The organism is Saccharothrix sp. BKS2 (genome assembly GCF_047689505.1).
In the GTDB taxonomy this organism is placed as follows: domain Bacteria; phylum Actinomycetota; class Actinomycetes; order Mycobacteriales; family Pseudonocardiaceae; genus Actinosynnema; species Actinosynnema lopnurensis.
Genome location: NZ_JAUQOL010000006.1, coordinates 492,270 through 517,420, shown reverse-complemented (window position 1 = coordinate 517,420; position 25,151 = coordinate 492,270). Strand labels below are relative to the sequence as shown.

26 protein-coding genes and 2 tRNA genes are annotated in these 25,151 nt (G+C 73.5%); 5 read left to right on the top strand and 23 right to left on the bottom strand.

What is annotated here, in order from left to right:
* Positions 1–35 precede the first annotated feature (35 nt).
* Positions 36–206: a hypothetical protein gene (locus tag Q5530_RS16035; protein WP_415363040.1), complete on the bottom strand. Its 171-nt coding sequence runs from the start codon at positions 204–206 to the stop codon at positions 36–38.
* Between the two features lie 315 nt (positions 207–521).
* Between Q5530_RS16035 and Q5530_RS16030 the strand changes: the two genes are divergently transcribed.
* Positions 522–1,631 carry a sugar ABC transporter substrate-binding protein gene (locus tag Q5530_RS16030; RefSeq protein WP_415363039.1) on the top strand — a complete coding sequence of 370 codons (1,110 nt, stop codon included), beginning with the start codon at positions 522–524 and terminating at the stop codon, positions 1,629–1,631.
* On the opposite strand, the gene Q5530_RS16025 is transcribed toward Q5530_RS16030, so the two are convergent.
* The 3 genes from Q5530_RS16025 to Q5530_RS16015 form a co-directional block, all read right to left on the bottom strand.
* The gene (locus Q5530_RS16025) at positions 1,624–2,079 is read right to left on the bottom strand and encodes a winged helix-turn-helix transcriptional regulator (RefSeq protein ID WP_415363038.1); all 456 of its coding nucleotides are present in this window, start codon (positions 2,077–2,079) and stop codon (positions 1,624–1,626) included. The genes Q5530_RS16030 and Q5530_RS16025 overlap by 8 nt on opposite strands.
* Positions 2,080–2,244: 165 nt before the next feature.
* Complete coding sequence (locus tag Q5530_RS16020; protein ID WP_415363037.1) at positions 2,245–2,967, bottom strand: hypothetical protein; 723 nt, start codon at positions 2,965–2,967, stop codon at positions 2,245–2,247.
* Positions 2,968–2,990: 23 nt separating this feature from the next.
* Positions 2,991–3,344 carry a hypothetical protein gene (locus Q5530_RS16015; RefSeq protein WP_415363036.1) on the bottom strand — a complete coding sequence of 118 codons (354 nt, stop codon included), beginning with the start codon at positions 3,342–3,344 and terminating at the stop codon, positions 2,991–2,993.
* Positions 3,345–3,592: 248 nt separating this feature from the next.
* On the opposite strand from Q5530_RS16015, the gene Q5530_RS16010 reads away from it, so the two are divergent.
* A complete protein-coding gene (locus tag Q5530_RS16010) occupies positions 3,593–3,799 on the top strand; it encodes a cold-shock protein (RefSeq protein ID WP_343937724.1) in 207 nt (68 codons plus the stop codon).
* A gap of 103 nt (positions 3,800–3,902) precedes the next feature.
* On the opposite strand, the gene Q5530_RS16005 is transcribed toward Q5530_RS16010, so the two are convergent.
* From Q5530_RS16005 to Q5530_RS15970, 8 genes are all read right to left on the bottom strand, one after another.
* Positions 3,903–4,322: an ester cyclase gene (locus Q5530_RS16005; RefSeq protein ID WP_415363034.1), complete on the bottom strand. Its 420-nt coding sequence runs from the start codon at positions 4,320–4,322 to the stop codon at positions 3,903–3,905.
* Positions 4,323–4,535: 213 nt separating this feature from the next.
* The gene (locus Q5530_RS16000; protein WP_415363033.1) at positions 4,536–5,423 is read right to left on the bottom strand and encodes an SWIM zinc finger family protein; all 888 of its coding nucleotides are present in this window, start codon (positions 5,421–5,423) and stop codon (positions 4,536–4,538) included.
* Positions 5,416–8,136 (bottom strand): DEAD/DEAH box helicase, encoded by a 2,721-nt coding sequence (locus Q5530_RS15995; RefSeq protein ID WP_415363032.1) that lies wholly within the window; start codon positions 8,134–8,136, stop codon positions 5,416–5,418. The genes Q5530_RS16000 and Q5530_RS15995 overlap by 8 nt, the downstream gene beginning before the upstream one ends.
* Positions 8,137–8,840: 704 nt before the next feature.
* The gene (locus Q5530_RS15990) at positions 8,841–9,110 is read right to left on the bottom strand and encodes a GlsB/YeaQ/YmgE family stress response membrane protein (protein ID WP_415363030.1); all 270 of its coding nucleotides are present in this window, start codon (positions 9,108–9,110) and stop codon (positions 8,841–8,843) included.
* 39 nt (positions 9,111–9,149) lie between these two features.
* Complete coding sequence (locus Q5530_RS15985) at positions 9,150–9,680, bottom strand: hypothetical protein (protein WP_415363028.1); 531 nt, start codon at positions 9,678–9,680, stop codon at positions 9,150–9,152.
* 58 nt (positions 9,681–9,738) lie between these two features.
* Positions 9,739–10,836, bottom strand: a complete 1,098-nt coding sequence (locus tag Q5530_RS15980; RefSeq protein WP_415363027.1) for a DNA cytosine methyltransferase — start codon at positions 10,834–10,836, stop codon at positions 9,739–9,741.
* A 4-nt stretch (positions 10,837–10,840) separates the two neighbouring features.
* Entirely contained in the window at positions 10,841–11,227 is a 387-nt protein-coding gene (locus Q5530_RS15975) for a very short patch repair endonuclease (RefSeq protein ID WP_415363071.1), read from the bottom strand.
* A 142-nt stretch (positions 11,228–11,369) separates the two neighbouring features.
* Entirely contained in the window at positions 11,370–12,482 is a 1,113-nt protein-coding gene (locus Q5530_RS15970) for a DUF2786 domain-containing protein (protein ID WP_415363026.1), read from the bottom strand.
* Between the two features lie 90 nt (positions 12,483–12,572).
* Between Q5530_RS15970 and Q5530_RS15965 the strand changes: the two genes are divergently transcribed.
* Positions 12,573–13,217, top strand: a complete 645-nt coding sequence (locus Q5530_RS15965; protein WP_415363025.1) for a hypothetical protein — start codon at positions 12,573–12,575, stop codon at positions 13,215–13,217.
* Between the two features lie 232 nt (positions 13,218–13,449).
* Here Q5530_RS15965 and Q5530_RS15960 read toward each other — a convergent pair.
* A tRNA-Lys gene (locus Q5530_RS15960) sits at positions 13,450–13,522 on the bottom strand.
* Between the two features lie 378 nt (positions 13,523–13,900).
* Here Q5530_RS15960 and Q5530_RS15955 point away from each other — a divergent pair.
* Positions 13,901–14,944: a L,D-transpeptidase gene (locus Q5530_RS15955; RefSeq protein WP_415363023.1), complete on the top strand. Its 1,044-nt coding sequence runs from the start codon at positions 13,901–13,903 to the stop codon at positions 14,942–14,944.
* Here the strand turns inward: Q5530_RS15955 and Q5530_RS15950 are convergent.
* The 4 genes from Q5530_RS15950 to Q5530_RS15935 form a co-directional block, all read right to left on the bottom strand.
* Positions 14,941–16,575, bottom strand: a complete 1,635-nt coding sequence (locus tag Q5530_RS15950; protein ID WP_380638321.1) for an ABC-F family ATP-binding cassette domain-containing protein — start codon at positions 16,573–16,575, stop codon at positions 14,941–14,943. The two genes, Q5530_RS15955 and Q5530_RS15950, sit on opposite strands and share 4 nt — an antisense overlap.
* A 61-nt stretch (positions 16,576–16,636) precedes the next feature.
* Positions 16,637–16,712, bottom strand: a tRNA-His gene (locus tag Q5530_RS15945).
* A 63-nt stretch (positions 16,713–16,775) separates the two neighbouring features.
* Positions 16,776–17,387, bottom strand: coding sequence for an oligoribonuclease (gene orn, locus Q5530_RS15940; protein ID WP_415363021.1), 612 nt, complete (start codon positions 17,385–17,387; stop codon positions 16,776–16,778).
* A 10-nt stretch (positions 17,388–17,397) separates the two neighbouring features.
* Complete coding sequence (locus Q5530_RS15935; protein WP_415363019.1) at positions 17,398–18,687, bottom strand: MFS transporter; 1,290 nt, start codon at positions 18,685–18,687, stop codon at positions 17,398–17,400.
* Positions 18,688–18,760: 73 nt separating this feature from the next.
* Between Q5530_RS15935 and Q5530_RS15930 the strand changes: the two genes are divergently transcribed.
* Positions 18,761–19,732: a GlxA family transcriptional regulator gene (locus Q5530_RS15930; RefSeq protein ID WP_415363018.1), complete on the top strand. Its 972-nt coding sequence runs from the start codon at positions 18,761–18,763 to the stop codon at positions 19,730–19,732.
* Here the strand turns inward: Q5530_RS15930 and Q5530_RS15925 are convergent.
* From Q5530_RS15925 to Q5530_RS15900, 6 genes are all read right to left on the bottom strand, one after another.
* A complete protein-coding gene (locus Q5530_RS15925) occupies positions 19,702–21,267 on the bottom strand; it encodes a PH domain-containing protein (RefSeq protein WP_415363070.1) in 1,566 nt (521 codons plus the stop codon). The genes Q5530_RS15930 and Q5530_RS15925 overlap by 31 nt on opposite strands.
* Before the next feature lie 131 nt (positions 21,268–21,398).
* The gene (locus tag Q5530_RS15920; protein WP_415363016.1) at positions 21,399–21,890 is read right to left on the bottom strand and encodes a PH domain-containing protein; all 492 of its coding nucleotides are present in this window, start codon (positions 21,888–21,890) and stop codon (positions 21,399–21,401) included.
* Positions 21,891–21,951: 61 nt separating this feature from the next.
* Complete coding sequence (locus Q5530_RS15915) at positions 21,952–22,101, bottom strand: hypothetical protein (protein WP_380638325.1); 150 nt, start codon at positions 22,099–22,101, stop codon at positions 21,952–21,954.
* 306 nt (positions 22,102–22,407) lie between these two features.
* Positions 22,408–24,000 (bottom strand): AMP-binding protein, encoded by a 1,593-nt coding sequence (locus tag Q5530_RS15910; RefSeq protein WP_415363015.1) that lies wholly within the window; start codon positions 23,998–24,000, stop codon positions 22,408–22,410.
* Positions 24,001–24,273: 273 nt separating this feature from the next.
* Complete coding sequence (locus Q5530_RS15905) at positions 24,274–24,477, bottom strand: hypothetical protein (protein ID WP_380638327.1); 204 nt, start codon at positions 24,475–24,477, stop codon at positions 24,274–24,276.
* A 199-nt stretch (positions 24,478–24,676) separates the two neighbouring features.
* Positions 24,677–25,150, bottom strand: coding sequence for a MarR family winged helix-turn-helix transcriptional regulator (locus tag Q5530_RS15900; protein ID WP_415363013.1), 474 nt, complete (start codon positions 25,148–25,150; stop codon positions 24,677–24,679).
* Position 25,151 lies beyond the last annotated feature (1 nt).

Below are 25,151 nucleotides of genomic sequence, written 5' to 3'. Positions count from 1 at the left end.
CCGGAATCTCCGGTGGGCGGGGATTTCCGCGTGAACTACATGTCGCGGTTGTCCTGCAGGTCGCTCGTCGAGAGGTAGGTGAGCGACTTCGAGACTTCGGCGACGGTCTGGTCCGGCTTGACCTCTGCGGCTGCGGCCGGCCCGGCGCCCAAGGCGATCAGGGCCGCGGCGGTCGCGGCCACCAGCGCTGCGGGGATGATTCTCACGCTGTCTTCTCCTCACACACCCGGCCAGGGTTCGGCAGGCGACACTTTCGCACATATATTGCCGGAACACGAGCCCCCTTTCGCGCGTGCCGGATCCGTAGCCGACCAGGTGCGGAGCGTGATAGTTACGGCCGAAGTCACCTGTTGCCCGGCCGTTTCGACAAGTTTTCAAGGTCATCCGCCTCATTGGCGCGGACCATTTGGCGCTCATCCGTTGCTACGTCTTGACGAACCCGCCACCGGAGGGATGGAATTCCGTCACATTGACTTTCTTCGGACCGTCGGCGTGGTCGCGGCCGGACAAGGGGTTGGCGAATGCGAAGGTTGGCCAGAGCCGTCTCCTGCGGTCTGCTGATCCTGTCCGTGGCCTCCTGCGGGAGCGGGGTGGACCCGCTGGCGCCGGGCACCGGCGGTCGGGAGGACAAGCCCGTGGTCGGCGTCATCCTGCCGGACCGCACCTCGTCGGACCGCTGGGAAACGCAGGACGCGCCGCTGCTCAGCCGCGCGTTCAGCTTCGCGGGCATCGAGGGCGTCATCGAGAACGCCGACGGCGACGAGGCCAGGTTCGCGAGCATCGCCGACGCGATGATCGCGCGCGGGGTGAAGGTGCTGATGACGACCCCGCTGACGCCCGAGGGCGGCGCGGAGGTCGAGCGCAGGGCCAAGGACGCGGGCATCCCGGTCATCAACTACGACCGGATCAGCCTGGGCGGCCACGCCGAGTACTACGTGTCGTTCGACAACCTCAACGTGGGCGAGTTGCAGGCCGAGGGCCTGCTGAGGTGCCTGGGCACCAAGCCCGGGGCGCAGGTCATCGAGGTCCAGGGCGCGCCGCAGGACAACAACGCGACCCTGTTCGCCGACGGCCAGCGCCGCCTGCTCGGCCCGCTCTACGACAGCCGCGAGCTGCGGCTGGTGGGCAGCGAGGCCATCGACAAGTGGGACCCGCTGATCGGCCGGGCGAAGTTCGAGCAGATGCTCGACGGCAACGGCGGGCGCGTGGACGGCGTGATCGCGGCCAACGACGGCCTGGCCGCCGCGGTGATCGAGGTGCTGCGGGCCAAGGGCCTGGCCGGGCAGGTGCCCGTGACCGGGCAGGACGCCACCCTGGACGGCCTGCGCGCGGTCCTGCGCGGCGAGCAGTGCATGACGGTCTACAAGCCGATCCGCGACGAGGCCGAGGCCGCCGCGCGGCTGGCCATCGCGGTGGCGAAGGGCGACCTCAGCGGCGCGGACGACCTGGCCACCGGCAACACCCGGGACCTGGTCTCGCGGCGGGATGTGAAGTCGGTGCTGCTGGGCGCGGACCTGATCGCCCGGGACAACGTGCGCGCGCTGGTGGCGCAGAGCGCGGTCAAGGCGGTGGACCTGTGCGCCGGCGACACCGCCCAGGACTGCGCGGAGCTGGGCATCCTGGTCAATTGAGCGCGACGGGGCCGGGCAGCACGTCGACGTCGGTCGGGCCCATCGGCTCCCCGCACTCCGAGCAGCGCAGCTCGACGTGCGCGACGAGCCCGCAGGCGCGGTGGCGGTGCAGCGCGGGCGGACCGGCCTCGCCCGCCGTCCAGCGGTCGCCCCAGCGGACCATGACCAGCAGCAGGTCGACCAGCTCGGTGCCCTTGGGCGTGAGGCCGTACTCGTGCCGCGGCGGCTTGGTCGAGTACGGCCTCCGCTCTAAGACCTCCTGCTCGACCAGCCACCGCAGCCGCTCCGCGAGCACCTTGCGGGAGATGCCCAGGTGGGCGTGGAGCTGGTCGAAGCGGGTGATGCCCCGGTGGACGTCGCGCAGGACCAGCGGTGACCACGGCTCGCCGATGACGTCCATGGTGCGCGCGATCGAACAGACCATGTCGCCGAACCGCGTCCGCTGCATGGCGCCCATCCTACCGATGAGGGTTTCATCAAAAAACCGACAAACCCTCGCGAGTCGTACGTCCAGGCCCGTCGTGTCGTACGTCCAGACCGGGCGAGTCGTACGTCCAGGACCCCCGTGTCGTACGTTGCGGACCCCCGAACTGACGGTTCGGGCCGGTTTTTTTCACGCCTCCAGGTCGTGCCGCCCGGAGATGAACTCCTGCACGCGGATCTTGGCGCGGATCAGGGGCCGGCGGATCCGCGCCTCCCGGCGGTGGGCGCGGAGCAGCTTGCGGGAGCCCTCGGCGTACCGCCAGCGCGCCCACGGCGACCCCGGCCGGGCCAGGCGCAGCGCGCCGATCTCCGGCAGCACCGGCACCAGCAGCCCGAGCAGGCCGGTCCACACCTTGCCCTTGAGCAGCGCCACGATCGCGAACGCGAGGTTCACCAGCAGGAGCAGCACGCGCAGCGCCACGCCGTCGCCGTAGAACTCCTCGTAGCCCAGCGGGCGGGCGCCGAGCAGCAGCAGGCCCGTCATGCCGATCGCCAGGAACACCGCGTCGACCGACAGCCGGCCGTCCTTGGTCCAGTACACGTCGCGCAGGTGCAGGATCAGCGCGAACTCGTCGAGCACCAGCGCCGAGCCCACGCCCAGCAGCGCCGCCGCGCCCGCGCGCACCCCGTACTGCTCGTCGGGCACGGCCAGGCCGGTCACGCCGCCGAGCATCATGAACACCGCGCCGAACACGACGTGGTGGATGTGCGTCCCGCCGGGGGTGAGGTTGCCCGGCCACCACCGCACGCCCGCCCGGATCATGCGCACGCTGATCCGGATGAAGACGAACGTCAGCACCAGGCCGAGGAAGAAGAACAGCAGCCGGGACTGGGGCAGGTGGAGCGAGTACACCACCCCATCTTCACCCGCCGGGCCTACTTGAAGCTGACGCCGCCCTGGATGTCGCCGGCCTGGAGCACGTTGCCGTGCACGGTGCCGGAGATGTGGTTGGTCACCCGACCGGCCTGGTTGACCCGGCCCTCCCGGGCGGCCTGCGCGTGCTCGCGCCGCAGCGCCTCGGCGAACCCGGGGTCGTTCGCGGCGGTGCGCTCCAGCACGTCGCCGAGCACCCTGACCTCCGCGGAGTTCTCCGGGGCGCCCTCGGCGGCGGTGAGCGCCGCGATCGCCACCGGGTCGTCCTCGAACCTGGCCCGCACCAGCTCGTACAGGCCCGCGACGGCGCGCGTCGCCAACGCCGCGGCGATGGACAGCAGAACCGGTTCCGGCATGTCAAGACCCCCTGTGGTCACCGTCTCGTTTCACCGTAGCAGTGCGACTCGCCGCCTTCTGCCGCTCGACTGCCGGCCGCATCCCGTGGTTCACTGTCAGCGGTCGTAACCTTTCTGTGTTCGTGATCCACCACGCTCGCGGAACGGAGCTGCGGGCGCCGAACACTCCTCGCCAGGAGGGGCCGGAGCCCCAGCGGACCCGGTGGTCGCAAGCGCGATCCGGCACCTGTTAGAGGAGAAGTAGCAAGATGGCTGTTCAGGGCACCGTCAAGTGGTTCAACGCGGAGAAGGGCTTCGGCTTCATCTCCCCGGACAACGGTGGCGCCGACGTGTTCGTGCACTACTCGGAGATCCAGAGCACCGGTTACCGCACCCTGGAAGAGAACCAGCGGGTGGAGTTCGAGATCGGCCAGGGCCAGAAGGGGCCGCAGGCACAGGCGGTTCGACCGGTCTGACCTGACCGGATCACCTGATCCGGAGCTGTTTTGGGCCGCCACCCCCCTCGCCGGGGGTGGCGGCCCGAATCATCGGATGGGCTCGCCGGGTCAGCTCGCCAGGTCAGCTCGTCAGCGCCGGCGCCGGGCCCAGCCGGTCGCCGTAGACGCGCTTGCCGATCAGCCGCGCGCCGTCGAAGACGAAGAACGCGGTGGTCCGCACCCGGAACGGCAGGCCGGTCGGCTCCTCGCCGCCCAGGCTGCCCGCGTGGGTGCCCTCCAGCTCCAGCTCGACGATCACGGCGCCGTCGGCGTGGTGCAGCTCCACCAGCCTGCTGCGCCGGTCGGGCAGGGCCGACCGGACGTGGGCGTAGTACCCGGCGAACTCCTCCCGGCCGTCGAAGACCTGGCCGGTCGAGACGATCTCGCACCGCGGGTGGTCGAACGCCCCGACCGCGCTGTCGAACTCCTGCTCGTTCTCCGATTCCAGGTGTTCCAGCACGATCGCCTCGCGCAGGGCCCGCAGTGCCTTGGACGCGGTCATGCGCGGTCCCCCCGTGGTCTTGTCGCTTCGTGAGCGACCAAACACCGCGCGCACACCGCCAGTCAAGACGGTAATCGGTAACCGGTGTCGTCCCTGAGAAGTGCTCACGTACTCCTTCCGCGTTCGGACCGGGAATTCCCGTATCCCGCGCGGGTCGCGCCTCAGGTCACAATTCGGTGAGCGGCGCGATGTCGTCCGTGAATTGTTCCGCCGCTACGGCTCGGCGATGGCCCGGTAGAACGGGCGCAGGTCATCGGTGATCGACCGGCCCGCCAGCACCAGGGGGTCGAGCTGGTCGAGCAGCGCGTCCGGGCGTCCGGGCACGGGCTCGGGGATGTCCGGCAGCGCCGAGGCCGGTTTGGGCCGGGTCCAGAACGACTCGAACCGGTCGTCCCGGGACGCGGCCGCGGTGCCCCCGCCCGGCCCGCCCGGTTCCTCCGACCCGTCCGGTTCGTCGGTGCCGTCGGTCTCGTCCGGGTCGTCGGGGTGCATCGGGGCCCGCAGCTCGCGCAGCCGGTCCAGCAGGTCCTCCCGCGACCGGCCGCGCCAGGCCAGGATCTCGAACGGGTCGCGGTCGAACGCCTCGGCCAGCAGGTAGCAGGTCGCGGCGAGGTGCTTGCACGGCACCTCCCAGTCCGGGCACGTGCAGTCCATCGACAGCTCGCGCAGGGTGCCCGGGAACAGCGTGAGGCCCTGTTCGGCGAACACGTCCTCGATCTCCGCCGGCATCTCGCCCGCGAGCAGCTTCGCCGCGAAGACCGCCCGGTCCGCCAGGGCGTGCTCGATGCGCGTCCAGTCGTCCTCGTCGATCCTCCGCACGCCGATCCGAGCCCGGTACGGCTCCGCGCGCGAGCCCATCACCAGCGCCACCACCAGGCTCGTCGACAGCGACAGGCTCATCACCTGGCCGGTCCGCGCGTAGGCGCGCCCCCGGACGAGCCGCCCGCCCATGCCGAACGACTCCAGCACCTCCACGAACCGGCGCGACCACCAGGTCCGCGCCACCTCGCCCCGCTTGCTGCGCAGCGTCAGCCCGCCCTCGACCCGGACGGGCCGCGACGACGGCCGCTCGCCGTGCCAGTGCCTCGTGCGCTCAACCACCCACGGCCTCCCCGGACAGGGCGAGCAGCTCGCGCAGCTCACCGGTCGACAGCTCCGCCAGCCAGTCCTCGCCCGCCCCGACCACGAGCTGCGCCAGGCCCCGCTTCTCCTCGATCATCCGGTCGATCCGCTCCTCCAGCGTGCCGACGCACACGAACTTGCGCACCTGCACGTGCTTGCGCTGCCCGATGCGGAACGCCCGGTCGGTCGCCTGGTCCTCCACGGCGGGGTTCCACCAGCGGTCCAGGTGGATGACGTGGTTGGCGGCGGTGAGGTTCAGCCCCGTGCCGCCGGCCTTCAGCGACAGCACGAACACCGCCGGCCCGTCCTGCTCCTGGAACCGCCGGACCATCTCGTCACGCGCCCCCTTCGGGGTGCCGCCGTGCAGGAACAGCACCTCGGTGTCGAACCGCGTCGCCAGGTGCGGCGCGACGAGCGAGCCGAACTCGGTGAACTGGGTGAAGCACAACGCCTTGTCGCCGTCCGCGAGCGCCTCCTCCAGGACCTCCTCCAGGCGCGCCAGCTTCCCCGAGCGGCCCGCGACGCGCGAGGAGTCGCGGAGCAGCTGGGCGGGGTGGTTGCAGACCTGCTTGAGCTTCGACATCGTGCCCAGCACCACCCCGCGGCGCTGGATGCCCCGCACCTCGGCGATCCGCGCGAACATGTCGTCCACCACCGCCTGGTACAGCGACGCCTGCTCGGCGGTCAGCGTGCACAGCTGCGTGACCTCGATCTTGTCCGGCAGGTCGGTGATGACCCGGGGGTCGGTCTTGAGCCGGCGCAGCACGAACGGGCCGGTGATCCGGCGCAGCCGCAGCGCCGCGTCCTCGTCGTGGTGCCGCTCGACGGGCACGGCGAAGCGGGCGCGGAACGTGCTGATCGAGCCCAGCACGCCCGGGTTGGCGAAGTCCATGATGGACCACAGCTCCGCCAGCCGGTTCTCCACCGGCGTCCCGGTCAGCGCCACCCGGTGGCGCGCGGGCAGCGACCGCACCACCTCGGACTGCCGCGTGGCGCTGTTCTTGATGTTCTGCGCCTCGTCGAGCACCACCCGGTCCCACACCACGTCGGCGAGCTTGTCCGCGTCCCGCGCCACCACCGCGTAGGTGGTGACCACCAGGTCGCAGTCGAGGTCGAGCGCCCGCTCCGCGCCGTGGTGGACGCGGACCCGCAGGCCGGGGGTGAACCGGGCCGCCTCCCGCTGCCAGTTCCCGACCACCGACATCGGGCACACCAGCAGCGTCGGCGGCCGGCCGCCGCGACGCCGGGTGTGCGCCTCCAGCGCCAGCAGCTGCACGGTCTTGCCCAGGCCCATGTCGTCGGCCAGGCACGCGCCGAGCCCCAGCCGGTCCAGGAACGCCAACCACGCCAGCCCGCGCTGCTGGTACGGCCGCAGCTCCCCGACCAGCCCCGGCGGGTGCTCCACCGGTTCCAGCCGGTGCTCCGCCTCACCGGACAGCAGGTCACCGAGCCAGCCGGTGGCCCGGACCCCGTTGAGCGGCAACGGCAGCTCCGCGTCGTCCGGGTGCAGACCGGCGTGCAGCAGCACCTGGGCGGCCGTCATCCGCCCACCGCCGCCGCGCCGGAGGAACGCGAGGCCCGCGGCGAGCCGCTTGCGGTCGACGTGCACCCACTGGCCGCGCACCCGGACCAGCGGCACCTTGGCCCGTGCCAACGCGGTCAGCTCGGCCTCGGTCAGCCGCTCGTCCCCGAGCGACAGCTCCCACCGGAAGTCGACGAGCGCCTTCAGCCCCAGCTCGCCCTCCTTGGCAACGGCCCCGGCCGTGCCGCGACCGGTCGCGTCGAGCGTGAGCCCGAGCCGGCTCGGCTGCCGCCACCACGAGGGCAGCAGCACCCCGAACCCGGCCTGCGCCAGCAGCGCCGCGTGCGTGAGGAAGTCGTAGGCGCCCTCGACGTCCAGCGCCAGTTCGGCGGGCCGCTTGGCCACCAGGGCGCGGTCCAGTGCGGGGTAGAGCCGACTGGCCCGGCCGAGATCACCGAGCAGCACCTCGTCCGGTCGATCCACCCACCTCCTCAACGCGGCATCCCGCTTGCGCCACAACTGGTTCGCCGACACCTGCACGCTCGGCTCGTCAACGGCCTGGAGCAGGAACTCGACCCGCCACCGGTCTTCGAGGAACCCGCCCTGCTCCGGCGAGACGAGCCGGAAGCAGGTCCGAACCGGACTCTCCCGCAACCCGCGCGCGGCCCACGTGCCCAGCACGCGGCGCAACCCGTCCACCTCACCGGAGGCGGCCTCGACCCGGGGAGCCCCCGCCAACGCGGCCAACCACCGCCCGACCACCCCGTCCTCGCCCGAGCCGGTGGTGGCCGAGCCGGTGGTGGCCGCGACGCCGGTGCCGGCGAGTGCCCGCCGGACCTCCCGGTCGACGAGCCGGTCGAGCACGTCGGTCAGCACCCCGTCGCCGCCGCCTCCTCTGCCGCCGCTTCCTCCGCTTCCTCCGCCGCTGCCCCCGGGCCCGTCCCCGACACCGCTCGCGGCGGCGTGGAACGAGTCCGGTGTGGTCGCCCGCAGCGCGGCGTGCCGCAACGAGTCGACCCCGGACAGCGCCGCGCGCCACCGGGCGGAACGGGTGTCGTCGAGCACCGGCAGGACGCGGCCGCGCCGCACCAGGTCCAGCCCGAAGTCCACCACCTCGGTGAGGAACTTGGCCGAGGCGCCGAGCCGGAAGTCCACCGCCCGGTTCGGCACGGTTCCCTCCCACCAGAGGACGGGAACCACCCACTCCCGCCACCGGAGGGCCCCGCGCCGGGACGGCTGTTCCCGCGCCAACTCGGGGGAGGCGACCGGACCGGAGGCGGAGGACGGCAACCAGACCCGCAGTTCGCCCACCTCTCCGGCTTCGGGCTCACCGACCTCGCGGCCCGGCCCGACTCCGGTCCCAGCCCCGGTTCCGGCGCTGTCGGCTCCGGCCCTGGACCTGCTGGCCCCGGTCCCGACTCCGGCCCCGGTACCGGCACGGACTCCGGCCCCGGTCGCGGCTCCGGCGCCGTTGACGCCGGAACCGGTTCCGTCGGCTCCGCTCCCCGCTCCGCTGGTGCCAGGCCCGGCCCCGTTCGTGCCGGCCCCGAACCTGTCGGCTTCGAACCTGTCGGCTTCGAACCTGTCGGCCTCGGCCCCGTCGGTGCCCGCCCGACCCGCCTCCCCGAGCAGCGCGCGCAACTCCGCACCGCCGAGGGCGAACGGGTGCGGAACCGCCGCTCGCGGCAGTCGCCCGGCAACCCGGGCGGGCAGCCGCGAGTCCTCGGCCCACAGCGCCACCCGACCGTCGACAGCGCCAAGGCTGTGCAGCACCAACACGAGGTGCGACTCTAGGCGTCGCCACCGACACCACCGGTCCAGGTCGGCGCCGGTCTACCCGGGATCGGACCGGGTGGGGCGGCGCCGGGAGCCGGTCAGCGGAACTGCCGGGTCCTCGACCGCGCCAGGGTCGTCACGCCGACACCGGCCAGGCCCACCTGGAGCGCCATCTCCAGCCAGTCGGGCCCCGAGGTGTCCGACACCCCCAGCACCGACGCGGCGAAGGTGCCCAGCAGGGCCGCCGCCACGCCCACCAGGAGCGTCATCACCATCGAGAGGTGCTGCTTGCCCGGCACGACCAGCCTGCCGAGGCCGCCGATGACCAGACCGATGACCAGTGCCGAGATGAGCCCGGTGATCTCCACGAGAGGTCCTTTCCCCCGCCTGCGCGTTCACCTCGAGCATCACGACACCCCCTCCCCGCCCGAATCGGGTTTACCCCTGACCCGCCCCTGAGCCGGACCCTGAACCCCGAACACCTCGGCGCCCCCTCCGGAGAGGACCCGGCCCGGCACGTCCGGGTCACAGCCGATCCTGGCCAGGCGCGACCTGATCGAGGTGGGCGAGCGCTCCAGGCGGCGGGCCACGCCCCTGATCAGGTCGGCGCTCGGGCTCCCCTCCTCGGCGGCGAGCCACTCGACGCGCAGGTCCTCGTCCAGGTCCCGGGTCCACGGTTGGTTGGCGTTGGCCGGGCGGTTCCCCGGCGAGGCGGGCGCGGGGGTGCTCAGCCTGCCCAGCGCGTCCAGGACCTGGCCCAGGAGCTTGCCGAGCCTGCCCCCGGCGTCGGCGGGCAGGCGTAGGGCGCCCTCGGCCACCAGCGCGCCGGAGGAATCGGTGCCGGTCAGCTCCACCACCAGGTCCGGGTCGGCGGTGGCCGCCAGGCGGTAGGTCGTGGAACCGATGCGGAGTGCGTTCTCGTACGTGGTTGTCGTCATGACGATGACGGTAGGCCGGGGGTCTGACAATTTTCGGGATCGAGGGTGTTGTCGCAGGTCAGGGGCACAGGGGGCAGGTCGGGGCGACCGCCGGGACGCCGGTCAGGTGCGGCTTGAGGTGCTCGGCGATGGCCCTGGCCAGCAGCGGGGGCACCGCGTTGCCGATCTGCCTGGCCACCTCGACCTTGGAGCCGCACCACTCGAAGTCGTCCGGGAAGGACTGGAGCCGGGCCGCTTCCAGGTGGGTGATCGGCCGGTCCACGCGGTGGCCGTCCTCGCCCGGCTCCCACTGCGGGTGCAGGTAGCGGCCCTTCTCCGGCTTGTAGAACTCGGTCCGGATGGTCACCGAGGGCTCGTCCCAGCGCATCCGGCCCATCACGTCGGTGGTGCCGGTCTTCTTCTCCCGCCAGCACCTCGGCAGCAGCTCCGGCGGCAGGTCGAACCGCCCGCCGCCGGGCGGGACCAGCCGGTAGCGCAGCACCGACAGCGGCGTGGGGTTGCGGCCCAGGTGCAGGTCCGGGCTCTTGAAGCGGCCGGGCAGGGTGCGGCCGAAGAACTCGACCTCGCAGCGCGGCAGCGCCGTGGTGAGCGGCTTCTCGGGCAGCCCGCTCAACACGTCGCGCACGGTGTGCCAGCGGCCGCGCGGGTGGGTCGGCGCGGGCAGCGGGACGCGCCCGACCCGCGAGCCGATCACGATGGCCCGGCGGCGGCGCTGGGGCACGCCGAAGTCCGCGGCCAGCAGGATGCCCGCGCTCAACTCGTAGCCCTCGGTCTCGGCCTGGAGCAGGGCGAACTCGGTGGAGGCCAGGAACCGGTCGACGTTCTCGATCACGAACACCGCGGGCTTGGCCCGCCGCACGAACCGCAGGTACTCGCGCCACAGCGAGTTGCGCGGGTCGTTGACGTCCTTGGAGCCCAGGTTGGAGAACCCCTGGCACGGCGGCCCGCCCACGACCACGTCGACCTCGGGGATCGCGCTGTCCGGCACGGCCGCGATGTCGGTCCAGCGGATGTGGTCCTCGCCGAAGTTCGCCGCGTACGTGGCCGCCGCGTGCAGGTCCCACTCGACCGCCATGGCCGGCGCGTAGCCGCCCGCCGCCGCGAAGCCGGAGGTCATGCCGCCACAGCCGGCGAACAGGTCGATCACGGACAGCACGGGCTCAGGCTAGCCGACGCCGCCGTTCCAGCACCGCCTCCCGCACCCGACTCGCCGCGACGGTCGGGTCCTCGTGCTCCCACACCCGCACCGCGAGCCACCCCGCCTCGTCCAGCACCCGGTCGGTGTTGGCGTCGCGGGCCCGGTTGCCCTCGATCTTGGCGCGCCAGAACTCGCCGTTGCGCTTGGGCCACGTGCCGTGCTCGGGGCACCCGTGCCAGAAGCAGCCGTCGACGAACACCGCGACCTTCGCGGGCCCGAACACCACGTCGGCCTCCCGCCGCACCGCGCGCACCGGCCGCCGGTGCACCCGGTACCGCAGGCCGAGCCGGTGCAGCTCGCGCCGCAACGCCACCTCGATCTCCGTGTCGCGCGAGCGCTGCTTGCTCATCCGGGCGCGGACGTCGTCCGTCGTCTCCAGCTTCGGCACCCGGTCATGATGGCCCACCCCGGGTGCGGCACGTCGCGCGGGAACGCCCGGAACCTCGGGAGCGCCCGGTGCGGGCGGGCACCGGCGGTTCCGGGCGAGCGGATCAGCCCAGCGACAGGTTCGCCCGGTCGGCCGCCGAACGACCCGCGTCCCAACCCGCCGAGCTGCGCACGGTCGTCGACTTCGCCACGGTGCGGGTGAACATCGAGCCGAAGTACTCGTCCACCGCCTTCTTCCGCTCGGCCAGCACGGGCAGCAGCCGGTCGTCCTCGGGCACCTCGTTGACCGCGCGCAGCCGTTCCCCGACCCGGTGCGCGTAGGACAGCAGGAACGACTTGCGGAACGCCAGCGACCGCTCCTCCGAGGACTTGCCCGCCCGCTCACCGGCGGCCACCATCGCCCGCGTCGCCTGGACCAGCAGCGACGCCGACAGCAGCTCCACGATCTCCAGGTCCAGCTCCTCGCCGACCAGCGCGACGAACCCCAGGTCGTACACCACGGCGCGGCACCGGTTGGCCTTCGCCACCACGTGCACGACCTGCGCCTTCCCGTCGAAGTACCGCTTGTCCAGCCACAGCCTGCGGGAGGTCGTGGTCGGCGCCTCGACCGGCATCCGCTCCAGCGCGTGCCGCGTGACCAGCTCCTGCGCCTTGGCCGACAGCGCCTCGGCCTCCTCGGGGAACGCCGTCGACTCGGCCTTGGCCAGCAGCCCGCGCACCCGGTTGAGCACCTTCGGGTCCACGTTGTGGTGGTCGAGGTCGGCCAGCGGCGTGCCCGGCTTCGGCACGATCACCGGCAGCGCCGGCAGCTCGACGAGCACGGCCAGCACCGCCACCGCGGCGGCCACGGCGTCGTCGCGCAGCTCGATGTGCCGGCGCGCCCACTCGTCCACCAGCGGCGCGCCGGCGTCCCACCAGACCTCCGCGCCGATCTCGGCCAGCTGCGCCCGCCACCGCGGGTGCAGCACCGGGTACCGCGCGGCCTCCAGCGCCAGCGAGTCGACGAGGAACGACAGCGCGCTCCCGTCCGCCTCGCGCCGCACCGCCTCGTACACGTCGTAAGGCAGCCACCCGTGGTCCCACAGGTGCTCGAACGCGCGCCCGAGCACCGCGCGCACCGCCTCGTCCACTTCGGTCCCGGGCAGGGAGGAGGTGCGCGGCAACCGGGCGCGACGGTTGGTCGCGGCCCGCCACAGCGCTCCGCGCAGGTCGTCCACGACCGCTGATTGTCCTCTTTCGGGTGTGGTGTCGCCGCACGTGGTGCGCGTTGCGCGCCTGCGTGCCGCCGACCGTGCCAGCCTCGCACCGTGAGCAGGAAGGTGACGGTCGTGCACCGTCCACAGGGGACGCGACTGACCCCGGCGCAGCGGGCGGTCGTGCGCCGCTGCCGAGACCTCCCGGACCTGGTCGACCCGCTGGAGCTGGAGCTGGTGGTCAGCGGCGCGGTCGCCGACGCGCGACCGGACGAGGAGTTCTGGGCGGGGCTGATCGAGCACGCCGTGTCCCTGCCCAGCCGGCACAACCACGCCCTGCTGCGCGTGCTGGCCGCCCTGCTCACCGGGCGGCCGCGCGAGTGGGCGGCCAACGCCGTGCCGCCCGTCGGCCCCGCGCTGGAGGTGGGCGACGCGTGGGTCTGCGACCGCTCGATCGACGCCGGTTACCTGATCCTGACCTGCGCGTACCGCTTCGCCCGGGACGCGCACGCGATGGTGTTCCTGATCGACGAGCTGGCCGGCGGGGTGGTGCGCCAGGCGTTCGCGACGCGGGACGTGGACACCGCGCACCGCCGGCTGGCCCGGCACGCCCCGCTGACGCTGATCGCCGCGGACGCCGCCCACTGGCTGCTGGCCAAGTCCTACGACCGGCTGGACCGCAGCGCCGTGGACGTGGCCGTGGACGTGCGGCGGACCCGGCTGCTGGCCCGGCGGCGGATCGCGCTGGCGTTCGGCTGAACCCACCGGACCGGGGCTGACACGAACGTGTCGTGCGCGGTCCACGTCAGTGGAGCGGGGAAAGTCGGAAAAGGAGAACGACGGCGGGTTCGCGCGCACCGGCACATCGGGGGGCGAAAGCGGGGAAAAGCCGTCGGGGTGCGCCGCGCGCATTCCGGGAGAAGGAGTGCCGCACCGTGGTGAGGCGCACAAACACTCAGGGCCCCACCACTGGTGGGGCCCTGAGTGTTTGTGCGCCGCCAGGGACTCGAACCCCGAACCCGCTGATTAAGAGTCAGCTGCTCTGCCAGTTGAGCTAGCGGCGCCCGGACCTTCTTGCTCCGTCCGACGTGGAGAACGTTAGCACAGCGCTCGGCGCGGCTCCCAATCGCCTGGTCAGGGCAGGTGTTCGCGCCCTCGTCCAGGGGGAACTTCGCCCCGGTAACGATCCGGCATCTGGGGCAACATCGTCAACCCTCCAGGCGTCACCTTGTCAGGGGATGCCGAAGTCCTGCCGCTACGGGCAGGCGCGGCTTGCCGGGGACGACTGGAGGGTGTTGATGTTCCACAAGCGGGGGGCGCGGGGGATCGTCGCGATCGGGTTGGTCGCGGTGGTGGTCACGGCCTGCTCATCGGGGTCGGCCACGACCGGGGGTTCCGGCGAGCAGGGGACCTCGACCTCCTCAACGGCGCCGCCTCGGCCCGTGGCGCTGAGCACGGGGCCCGCCGACGCGGCCGTGGACGTGCCGCCCGGCGTGCCGGTGGTGGCGACCGCGACCGACGGCAAGATCACCGAGGTGGCGCTGACCAACCCCGAGGGCCAACCGGTCGCCGGGCAGGTGACCCCCGACGGTCTCCAGTGGACCAACAGCGAACCGCTGGGCTACGGCAAGACCTACCGGCTCTCGGTGACCGGGGTGGGCGCCGACGGGCAGTCGGTCACCCGGACCTCGTCCTTCACCACCGTCAAGCCGCGCACCCTGACCTACCTCTCCATCAACCCCCTCGACGGCTCCACGGTCGGCGTCGGCCAGCCGCTGGCCTTCTACTTCGACGAGCCGATCGCCGACAAGGCCGCCGCCGAGGCGATGATCTCCATCACCACCGAGCCGAAGGTGGAGGGCGCCTTCTACTGGTTCGACGAGGACACCGTCCACTGGCGCCCGCAGAACTACTGGACCCCCGGCACCAAGGTCACGATCGACGCCAAGATCTACGGCAAGCACGTCGGCGGCGGCGTCTACGGCGAGGAGGACCGCCACGTCACCACCACCATCGGCGACGCGGTGGTCCACGAGGCCGACGGCGGCACGCACCAGGTGGTGACCAAGGTCAACGGCCAGGTCGTGCGCACCATGCCGACCTCCATGGGGGACGCCCAGAACCCGACCCCCACGGGCACCTACGTGCTGACCGAGAAGCACGCCCACATGGTGATGGACTCCCGCACCTACGGCCTGTCGCTGGACGCCGGCGGCTACGTCACCCCGGTGGACTGGGCGTTCCGCATGTCCAACAGCGGCATCTTCTTCCACAGCGCGCCGTGGTCGGTCGGGGACCAGGGGCACCGCAACGTCAGCCACGGCTGCCTGAACCTCTCGCCCGAGAACGCCAAGTGGGTGTTCGACAACTCCAAGCAGGGCGACGTCGTCGTCGTCACCAACTCCGGCGGCCCGGTGCTGCAACCGTGGGACGGCTTCGGCGACTGGCAGGTCCCGTGGGACCAGTGGGTGAAGGGCAACCGCTAGCGGTGGTCGGTCACGCGGCCCGCCGCCACCTCCAGGCGGCGGGTCGTGCGCACCGCGTCCAGCATCCGCCGGTCGTGGGTGACCAGCAGCAGCGTCCCGGTGTAGGACTCCAGGGCCGACTCCAGCTGCTCGATCGCGGGCAGGTCCAGGTGGTTGGTCGGCTCGTCGAGCACCAGCAGGTTCACTCCACGCGCCTGGAGCAGCGCCAGCGCCGCCCGCGTCCGCTCGCCGGGTGACAGCGAGGCGGCGGGCCGCGGCACGTGCGCCGCCCTCAGCCCGAACTTGGCCAGCAGCGTCCGCACGTCCGCGGGCGCCATCGCCGGCACGGCCGCCTCGAACGCGTCCGCCAGCGACTCCCCGCCCAGGAACAGCCCGCGCGCCTGGTCGACCTCGCCGACCACCACGCCCGAGCCGAGCGAGGACGAGCCCGACTCCACCGGCACCCGCCCGAGCAGCGCGGCCAGCAGCGTCGACTTGCCCGAGCCGTTGACCCCGGTGATCGCGACCCGGTCGGCCCAGTCCACCTGGAGGTCCACCGGTCCCAGCACGAAGTCGCCGCGCCGCACCACGGCCGACCGCAGCACCGCCACCACGGCGCCCGAGCGCGGCGCGGCGGCGATCTCCATCCGCAGCTCCCACTCCTTGCGGGGCTCCTCCACCACGTCCAGCCGCTCGATCAGCCGTTCCGTCTGCCGGGCCTTGGCCGCCTGCTTCTCGGTCGCCTCGGTGCGGAACTTGCGCCCGATCTTGTCGTTGTCGGACGCCTTGCGGCGGGCGTTCTTCACGCCCTTCTCCATCCACGCCCGCTGCGACCGGGCCCGGTCCTCCAGCGACGAGCGCGTGGCGGCGTACTCCTCGTAGTCCTCGCGCGCGTGCCGGCGGGCGACCTCCCGCTCCTCCAGGTAGGACTCGTAGCCGCCGCCGTAGGTCCGCACCTGCTGCTGCGCCAGGTCCAGCTCGACCACGCGGGTCACGGTGCGCGCCAGGAACTCCCGGTCGTGCGACACCAGCACGGTCCCGGCCCGCAGCCCGCCCACGAACCGCTCCAGCCGCTCCAGGCCGTCCAGGTCCAGGTCGTTGGTCGGCTCGTCGAGCAGGAACACGTCGTACCGGCTCAGCAGCAGCGAGGCCATGCCCGCCCGCGCCGCCTGCCCGCCGGACAGCGAGGTCATCGGCTGGTCCAGCGACACGGCCAGGCCCAGTTCGGCCGCCACCTCGCCGGACCGCTCCTCCAGGTCGGCCCCGCCCAGCGCGAGCCACCGCTCCAGCGCCTCGGAGTAGCCGTCGTCGGCGGCTCCCTCGGCCAGCGCCCCGGTCGCCCGGTCCAGCTCCGCCTGCGCGGCCGCCACGCCCGTGCGGCGGGCCAGGAACCCGCGCACCGTCTCGCCGGGGCGCCGGTCCGGTTCCTGCGGCAGGTGCCCCACGGTCGCCGTGGTGGGTGAGAGGCGGATCACACCCGCCTCCGCCGGCAGCAGCCCCGCCAGCGTGCGCAGCAACGTCGACTTGCCCGCGCCGTTCGCGCCGACCAGACCGATCACGTCGCCGGGCGCGACGACGAGGTCCAGCTCGGAGAACAGCACGCGGTCGCCGTGTCCGGCGGCCAGGCCCTTGGCCACGAGCGTGGCGCTCACAACAACCTCCTGGAGGCACAAAAGAAGACGCCCCCCGACCGGAGTCGAGGGGCGTTCCGCTTGGGGTGAGTGACGGGACTTGAACCCGCGACACCTGGGATCACAACCCAGTGCTCTGCCAGCTGAGCTACACCCACCAAGACCGGTTGACCCGGCGGCGTGAAGCATACAGTGCCATGCCGCCGGGTCTGAAATCGACCCTATTCCCGGCGATCGGCGGCCAGGAGCTCGGCGGCCACGGCCTGCGCCTGCTCCGAGCTCGGGCCCGGGTGCGGCACGAACGCGGTGCGCCGGTAGTAGGCCAGTTCGCGGATGGACTCGCGCACGTCGGCGAGCGCCCGGTGCGCCAGGCCCTTCTCCGGCTGCGCGTAGTAGATGCGCGGGTACCAGCGCCGGCACAGCTCCTTGATCGACGACACGTCGACCATCCGGTAGTGCAGGTGGGCGTCCAGCTCCGGCATGTCGCGGGCGATGAACCCGCGGTCGGTGGCGATGGAGTTGCCGGCCAGCGGCGCGGTGCGCGGGTCGGGCACCCACTCCCTGAGGTAGGCCAGCACCTGCGCCTCGGCGTCGGCCAGCGTCGTGGTCGAGCGGCGCACCTCCTCGGTGAGCCCCGACCTGGCGTGCATCTGCACCACGACGTCCGGCATCGAGTCGAGCGCGGTGTCGTCGGCGTGGATCACCACGTCGACCCCCTCGCCGAGCACGTTCAGCTCCGCGTCGGTCACCAGCGCCGCGATCTCGATCAGGGCGTCCTTGCCGAGGTCGAGTCCGGTCATCTCGCAGTCGATCCACACCAGGCGATCCATCACCGGGACAAGCCTAGTCGCCCGCCCGCCGGGCGCCGGCGGGCTCCGGCACACGCGCCCCGTCGACCTCACCGCGCCCGGCCCGCACCCTCGTCGACAGGACCGCGGCGGCGACGCTGAGCAGCCCGGCGACGTACCAGGCCGGGGCGTAGTCGCCGAAGTGGTCCCGGGTCAGGCCGGCGGCGCCGGCGGCGAGGGCCGCGCCGACCTGGTGCGAGGCGAACACCCAGCCGAACACGATCGGCGCGGACGCGCCGAACACCCGCCGGCACAGGGCGACGGTCGGCGGCACGGTCGCCACCCAGTCCAGGCCGTAGAAGACGACGAACACCAGCATCGACGGCTGCACGGAGTCGTGGAACAGCTGCGGCAGCACCAGCAGCGACGCGCCGCGCAGCGCGTAGTACACGGCCAGCAGCGCGCGCGGATCGACGCGGTCGGTCAGCCAGCCGGACAGCACGGTGCCGGCGACGTCGAAGATCCCGACCAGGGCCAGCAGCCCGGCGGCGGTGGTGGTGGGCATCCCGTGGTCGTGCGCGGCGGGGATGAAGTGCGTGCCGACCAGGCCGTTGGTGCTGGCGCCGCAGATGGCGAAACCCGCCGCCAGGTACCAGAACGGGCCGGTGCGGGCGGCCTCGCGCAGCGCGCCCAGGGCCCGTCGCGCGGCGCCCGCCCCGGCGGGGCGCACCGGTACCACCTCGGTCCCGCCGTACGGCGGCACGCCCACGTCGGCGGGGTGCTCGCGCAGGAACAGCAGCACCAGCGGCACCACGGCCAGCGCCGCGACCGACACCAGGACCGAGGCCGAGCGCCAGCCCGAGGTCTCCGCCAGCCCGGCCACCGCGGGCAGGAACACCAGCTGCCCGGTCGCGCCGCCCGCGGTGAGCACACCGGTGACCAGCCCGCGGTGCCGGACGAACCACCGGCCGGTGATGGTGGCGACGAACGCCAGCGCCATCGAACCCGTGCCCAGGCCCACCAGCACGCCCCAGAACAGCACCAGCTGCCACACCTCGGTCATGAACACGGTCAGCCCGCTGCCCACGGCGACCAGCGTCAGCGCGGCGGCCACCACCCGGCGCACGCCGAAGCGCTCCATCAGGGCGGCGGCGAACGGGGCGGTCAGGCCGAACAGCAGCAGGTTCACCGACACGGCCAGCCCGATGGTGCCGGTGGACCAGCCGAACTCCCGTTGCAGCGGTTCGATCAGCGCGCCCGGGGTGGCCCGGAACGCGGCCGCGCCGACGAGCGCGACGAACGCCACGCCCGCGACCACCCATGCCCAGTTCTGCCTGCTCCGCATCACGCGACGAGCCTCCCCGGTCGGGGGAGGCCGGACCAGTGGCCCGATAGCCAATATGTGCAAGGATCCGGCCATGGATCGCCGTCACCTGGTCGCCGTGCTCGCGCTGGACGAGGTCGTGGGCTTCGACCTCGGCACCCCGCCGCAGATCTTCAACGCGGCGCGGGACGAGCTGGACCGCCGTTTCTACGACGTCCGGGTGTGCACGCCCGGCGGTCGCCCGGTCCGCAGCACCGCCGGGTTCACCGTCACCCCCGACCACGGCACGGAACTGCTGGCCGAGGCGGACACGGTCGTGGTGGCCGGCGTGCACCAGGCCGCGCTGCTGGAGCGGGGCTTCCTCGAAGCCCCCGTGCGCGACGCCCTGCGCGCGGCGGCGGCCCGGGGCGCGCGGATCGTGTCCATCTGCACGGGCGCGTTCGCGCTGGCCGCCGCCGGTCTGCTGGCCGGTCGCCGCGCCACCACGCACTGGGGCCACGCGGAGAACTTCCGCCGCCTGTTCCCGGACGTGGACCTCGACCCGGACGTGCTGTTCGTCGACGGGGGCGACGTGCTCACCTCGGCCGGCGTCGGCGCGGGCATCGACCTGTGCCTGCACGTGGTGCGCCACGACCACGGCAGCCGCGTCGCCAACATGGCCGCCCGCCGGTGCGTCGTGCCGCCGTGGCGGCCCGGCGGGCAGTCCCAGTACATCGTGCGCCCGGTGCCGGAGGAGGCCGACACCTCCACCGCGCCCACCCGCGCGTGGGCGCTGGAGCGCCTGGAGGAGCCGCTGAGCCTGAAGGCGCTGGCCGACCACGCCCGGATGAGCGTGCGCACGTTCACCCGCCGGTTCCACGAGGAGACCGGGATGACCGCCGTCAAGTGGCTCCACCAGCAGCGCGTCGAGCGGGCGCGCCACCTGCTGGAGACCACGGACCTGACCATCGACCTGGTGGCCCGGCACGCCGGGTTCGGCACCGCCACCGCGCTGCGGCAGCAGATGAGCGCCGCCCTCGGCGTGCCGCCCAGCGTCTACCGCACCACGTTCCGCTCGGCGGGCTGATCGCCGGTGGTCGGGTCCCCCGGAGTCCGATCCCCCGGAGTCCGGTCCTCCGGAGTTTGATCCCCCGCGACCCGGTCCCCTGCCACCACATCCCCTGCCACCCGATCCTCCGGCGTGCGCTCCAGGAACGGCCGCAGCAGGTCGGGCACCGCCGCGTCGGCCAGCGCGAGGCCGTCCGCCTCGGCCACGTCGACCACGGAGTACGCGCCGTCGCCGGCGGCGGTCGTGGCGGTGACCGTGACCAGGCCCGCGCGGCGCTGGAAGAACGAGCGGGACACCCGCCAGCCGATCACGCCGGTGCGCTGGAGCACCGCGGTCTGCCGGATCACCGAGCCGCTCCGGGCCACCAGGTACCGGTCGGTCAGCGCGTGGCCCAGGCTGCGGTAGCGGTCCCATCCCAGCGCCGCCGAGAACGGCACCAGCGCCAGCACCACCTGCCACGTCCAGTCCGGCCCCCACCACGCCAGCCCGGCCGCGAGCACCAGCAGCGGCGCCACCGCGCGCAGCAGCCGGCGGCGCAGCGCGGCCGAGGGGTGCCGGCGCAGCGGCGTAAGCGTCGGCGGGACCTCCAGGCGCAGCACCGCCGCGGACACCCGGTGCGCCTCGGTCACCGGCGCGGCGGGCAGCAGCAGGTTGCTCTCGCCCTTGCGGCCCAGGCCGGTGGTCACCGTCTTCGCGTGCGCGCCCCCGCCCGACCGCAGCAGCAACGGCTCCACCAGCTCCACGCCGCGGAGCCGTTGCTCGGCAACGGAAACCGACCGCGTGGTGAGCAGGCCGCGCCGGACCCGCACCGTGTCGTCGGGCTCCCGGGTCAGCCGGTAGCCCCAGAACTGCACCACGTACACCAGCACCGACCCCAGCCCCGCGACCACCAGCACCACCCCGGTGAACAGCGCGACGGTCAGCCACAGCGGCTGGTCCACCACCCAGTGCGCGGCGTCGGTCAGCGGGCCGAGCACCTCCAGGTCCAGCTCCCGCGCGGAGTTCACCACGAAGCCGAACAGCGCGCCCGCGGCCACCAGGCCCGACAGCGTCAGCGGCGCGTACCGCAGCCACCGGGTGTCCCACCCGGACAGCACCTCGCCGGGGCGCTCCGGCCCGGCCGGCGCGGCGGGCTCGTCGGACCGGACGGCGGCGGTGAGCAGCAGCACCCGCAACCGCTCCGCCTCGGCCGAGGACACCGCGTCCAGCGTCAGGCCGTCCTCGCCGGGCTGGTCGCGCTGCCCGGTGCCGACCCGGATCGCGGACAGCCCGAACAGCCGGTGCCCGAGCTTCGCGGTGAGGTCGACGGTGCGGATGCGGTCGCGCGGCACCGCCAGGCGCTTGCGCACCAGCAGGCCGGTGCGCAGCTCGACCTGCTCGCCGGTGATCCGGTAGCGGGTGGTGAGCCAGCGCAGCAGGCCGAACACCACGATCAGCGCGACCACGCCGGCGCTGGTCAGCAGCCGCCACGTCTCGCCCCGGCCGAGCACCAGCAGGCCGAGGAACACCGGGACGAGGTTCACCAGCTCGTTGAGGGGGCGGACGACGATCATCCGCACGTCCAGCCGGTGCCAGCCGGCCGTCGGGTCCGCGTCGGCCGGCTCGGCGTACTCGGGCGCGGCGGGCAGGTCGGCGGGGAGGCCGGGGGGCGGGTCGGCGGGCGGGTCCGCCGGGGTCCACCGGGTCACGTGGCATCACCCGGCGTGGCCTGGGTGGTCGTGGTCAGCTCGTCGGCCAGCCGCACGGCGTCGGCGTGGTCCAGGCCCTCGATGTGCACCGGACCCGAGGCCGACGCGGTGGTGACGGTCACCGTGGACAGGCCCAGCAGCTGCTGGAGCGGACCGCGCTTGGTGTCCACGGTCTGGATGCGCGAGACGGGCGCGATGCGCCACTCCTGGTTCAGCCAGCCGGCCAGCGTGTAGACCGCGTCCGGGGTGGCCTCCCAGCGGTGCACCCGGTAGCGCCAGCGCGGCATCACCAGGGTGTGCGCGGAGCCGAGCACGAGGGTCGCCACCGCGGCGGTCAGCTGCCACGGCGACCGGACGAAGATCAGCACCACCAGCTGCGGCACGAGCAGCACCGCCCAACCGATCAGGGCGTGCAGGGTCCACAGGGTGATCGACTTGCGGCTCACCTGGTGCCGCGGCGCACGCAGGCGCAGGACTTCGCTGCTCACCTGCCCACTGTGCCTCAAGGCCGGGCCCGCGCGTGCGCGAACCCGGCCTTGGGGCGTGGTGTCAGGGCCGGCCGTAAGGCGCCTGGAAGACGCGGGCCGTGGCGGTCCCGCCCTCGGCGGCGGCGGTCGCGGGCACACCGAGGACCACCGTGAGGCCGGCCAGAACGGCCAGTGCGGCCAGGATTCTGCGCAGGGAGTGCACAACCATCATCGAACTCCGTTCGATCGCAGCGGCTTGTCGGCAGGGGCAGGCAGCCGGACGAGGTCCGCGGGGAACGCGGGGGGAAGCGTCCAAGCGGAGCATGGCACACCGGGGTCACGCCGGTCACCACCCACTTCCGTCTCACGTCAACTGGGCGGCGCCCACGCGGCGGGCGGCCCGGTCGTCCCGGACGCCCCGCCCCGGCGGGACAACGAGCGGACGGCCCGGAGGTGACTCCGACGGGTCCCGGAGGTGGTCGCGCCCTGGTCCGCCCCACCGCGTGCCGGCCGGGAGCGGTCGTCCTCCGGGGGGCGCTCAGCCCGGCCGGTCGCCCAGGTCGCGCTTGAGCACCTTCCCGGTGGCGTTGCGGGGCAGCGCGTCGAGGAAGACGACCTCGCGGGGCACGGAGAACTTCGCCAGGTTGCCGCGCACGTGGTCGAGCACCGCGTCCTCGTCCGGCGCGTCCGGCCCCTCGCGCACCACGTAGGCGGCCAACCGCTGGCCGAACCGCTCGTCCGGCACGCCGACCACGGCCACCTCCCGCACACCGGGCAGGCCCGCCAGCAGGTCCTCGACCTCGCGCGGGTAGACGTTCTCGCCGCCGGAGACGATCATCTCGTCGTCCCGGCCCGCCACGAACAGCAGGCCGTCGGCGTCGCGGCGGCCCACGTCGCCGGTCGACATCAGGCCGTCGCGGACCTCCTTGCCCGCGCCGTCGGTGTAGCCGTCGAACAGCATGTCGTTGGCGACGAAGATGCGGCCGGTCGCGCCGGGCGGCACCGGGTCGCCCCGCTCGTCGAGGATCGCCAGCCGGGTGCCGTGCGGCGGGCGGCCCGCGGTGTCGGGGTGCCGGGCCAGCTCGTCGGGCCGGGCGATGCTCACCCACGACACCTCGGTGGAGCCGTAGAGGTTGTAGAGGACCGGGCCGAACTCCGCCAGGCACCGGCGGGCCACCGGCGGCGGCAGCGCCGAGCCGCTGGAGGCGACGACGCGCAGGTCCGGCAACTCCGGCCGGTCGGGCAGGTCCAGCACGCGCCGGAGCATCACCGGGACGACGAACAGCGCGCCGCAGCGGTGCTCGCGGGCGTCGGCCAGCACCAGCGCGGGGTCGAACCCGGGCCGCAGCACCAGGGTCGCGCCCAGCACGAGCCCGAGCTGGAAGGCCGCCAGGCCCCAGGTGTGGAACAGCGGGGCGGGCACGCAGAACCGGTCGCCCGCCCGGAGCGGGATGCGCGAGAGCAGCGCGGCGGCGGGCACCAGGCTGGCGGGCTCGGGGCGCCTGGCGCCCTTGGGCGCGCCGGTCGTGCCGGAGGTCAGCACGATCAGCCTGCCGCGCGGCGGTCGGGCGGGCAGCGGCGTGGCGGGGGAGCCGTCGATCAGCTGCTCCAGCGTGCGGCTCCTCGTGGCGCCCTCGACCCGGGCCACGACCCGGCGGACCCGGCGCGGCGCGTGGACCAGCAGGTCGCGGAACTCGGTGTCGGCGACGACCACCGACACGTCCTGCTCCCGCAGCACGGTGGCGACCTGGCCCGCGCTCAGGCCGGTGTTCAGCAGCACGGCGTGCGCGCCGGTCTTCCCGCACGCGACCACGGTCTCCACGAACCCGCGGTGGTTGCGGCACAGCACGGCGACCTTCGAACCGGCGCCCACGCCCAGGTCGCGCAGGCCGTGCGCGAGGCGGGTGGTGCGCTCGTCGACCTGCGCGAAGGTCAGCTCGCCCGCGTCGTCCACGATCGCGGGCCGGTCGGGGTGGCGGGCCGCGCCGGTGGCGTAGCCGAACGCGGGGGTGATGTCCCAGCGCAGGTAGGCGTCCAGCACGCCGAGCAGCCGGCCCGGGGCCATCGGCCGCACCACGCCGACGCGCACCAGCGTGGCCAGCGCGCGCAGCGCGCCCACGACCCGCCTCACCGGGCGGCTCGCCGGGTCGGGCCCGCGGCGGGGTGGTCCCGGACCGGGGTCGGCCCGGCGGTCCGCGGCGGGCGGTTCGCCGGGCGGTTCGCCGGACGCGGTCCGACCAGGGCGGATCCCGGCCCGCGGTCGGGCCGCCGGAGGTGCCTCTCGACCGGGCGTCGACCGGTGGAGGCCGTCGCGCCGGTGGCGAAGTAGGTGCTCACGGACCCGATACTGGCATTACCTACCCGTGAGTAGGAAGAGGATCGGGAGAAATCGGACGCGTGCGGTTCAGCGCTCCGGCGTGCCGGACGCGTTCACCACGGCGTCGCGCAGGGCCGCGCGCAGGCGGCCCACCTCCAGCGGCGTCAGCACCGCGGCCTCGCCCGGCGGCACGGTTACCACCACGTGGCCCTGGCTGACGAAGACGGTCATGTCACGACGTCGGGACGCGATGTCGCGGCAGGTGATCTGCCACTCCTTGGGTGTGCCCACGGCCCTTGACCTCCAGCTGTCTCGACACGTGCGCTCGGCCCAACCCGGGCGCCCGCGGGAAGGGGACGCAGGGGCGTTGACGCCGTGACGGGAAATCCGCCGGCAACCTGCCGAGCTCGCCCTAGCGTCGCACGCCGTGATCGATCGAGTTCCCCGAAGGGGGAAATTAGCGGCCGGTGGACACGGATCGTGACGAAATTCAGAGGCAGGAGCCGCTGTCCGGACCGCCGCAGGAGGCGATCAGGCGCTCCAGGGTCGCCTGGAGCTCGCGGCACTGCTGCGGTGCGAGGTGTGCGGTGAACTCGCGCTCGACCCGCTGGTGCAGCTCCGCCACCTCGTCCTGCACCGAGCGGCCCCGGTCGGTGATCACCGGCACGCGCACCCGCCGGTCGTTCGGGTGGGGCTCGCGCACGATCAGGCCGGCCCGCTCCAGCCGGTCCAGCTCGGCCGTGAGGGTGGTCTTGTCCAGACCCAGCGCCTGGCCGAGGGCGAGCTGGGTGCGCCGGGAGTCCTCCTCGGCGCACAGCGCGGTGAGCACCAGCTGCCCGCGCGCGGTGAGGTCGTGCCGGGCCGCCGCCTCCTGCATGGCCGCGCCCAGCTTCTGCGCCGCGCGGTGCAGCAGCCAGTTCAGGCCGGACCGCCCGGTGCAGGCGGCTCGGTCGGCGAGTTCCATG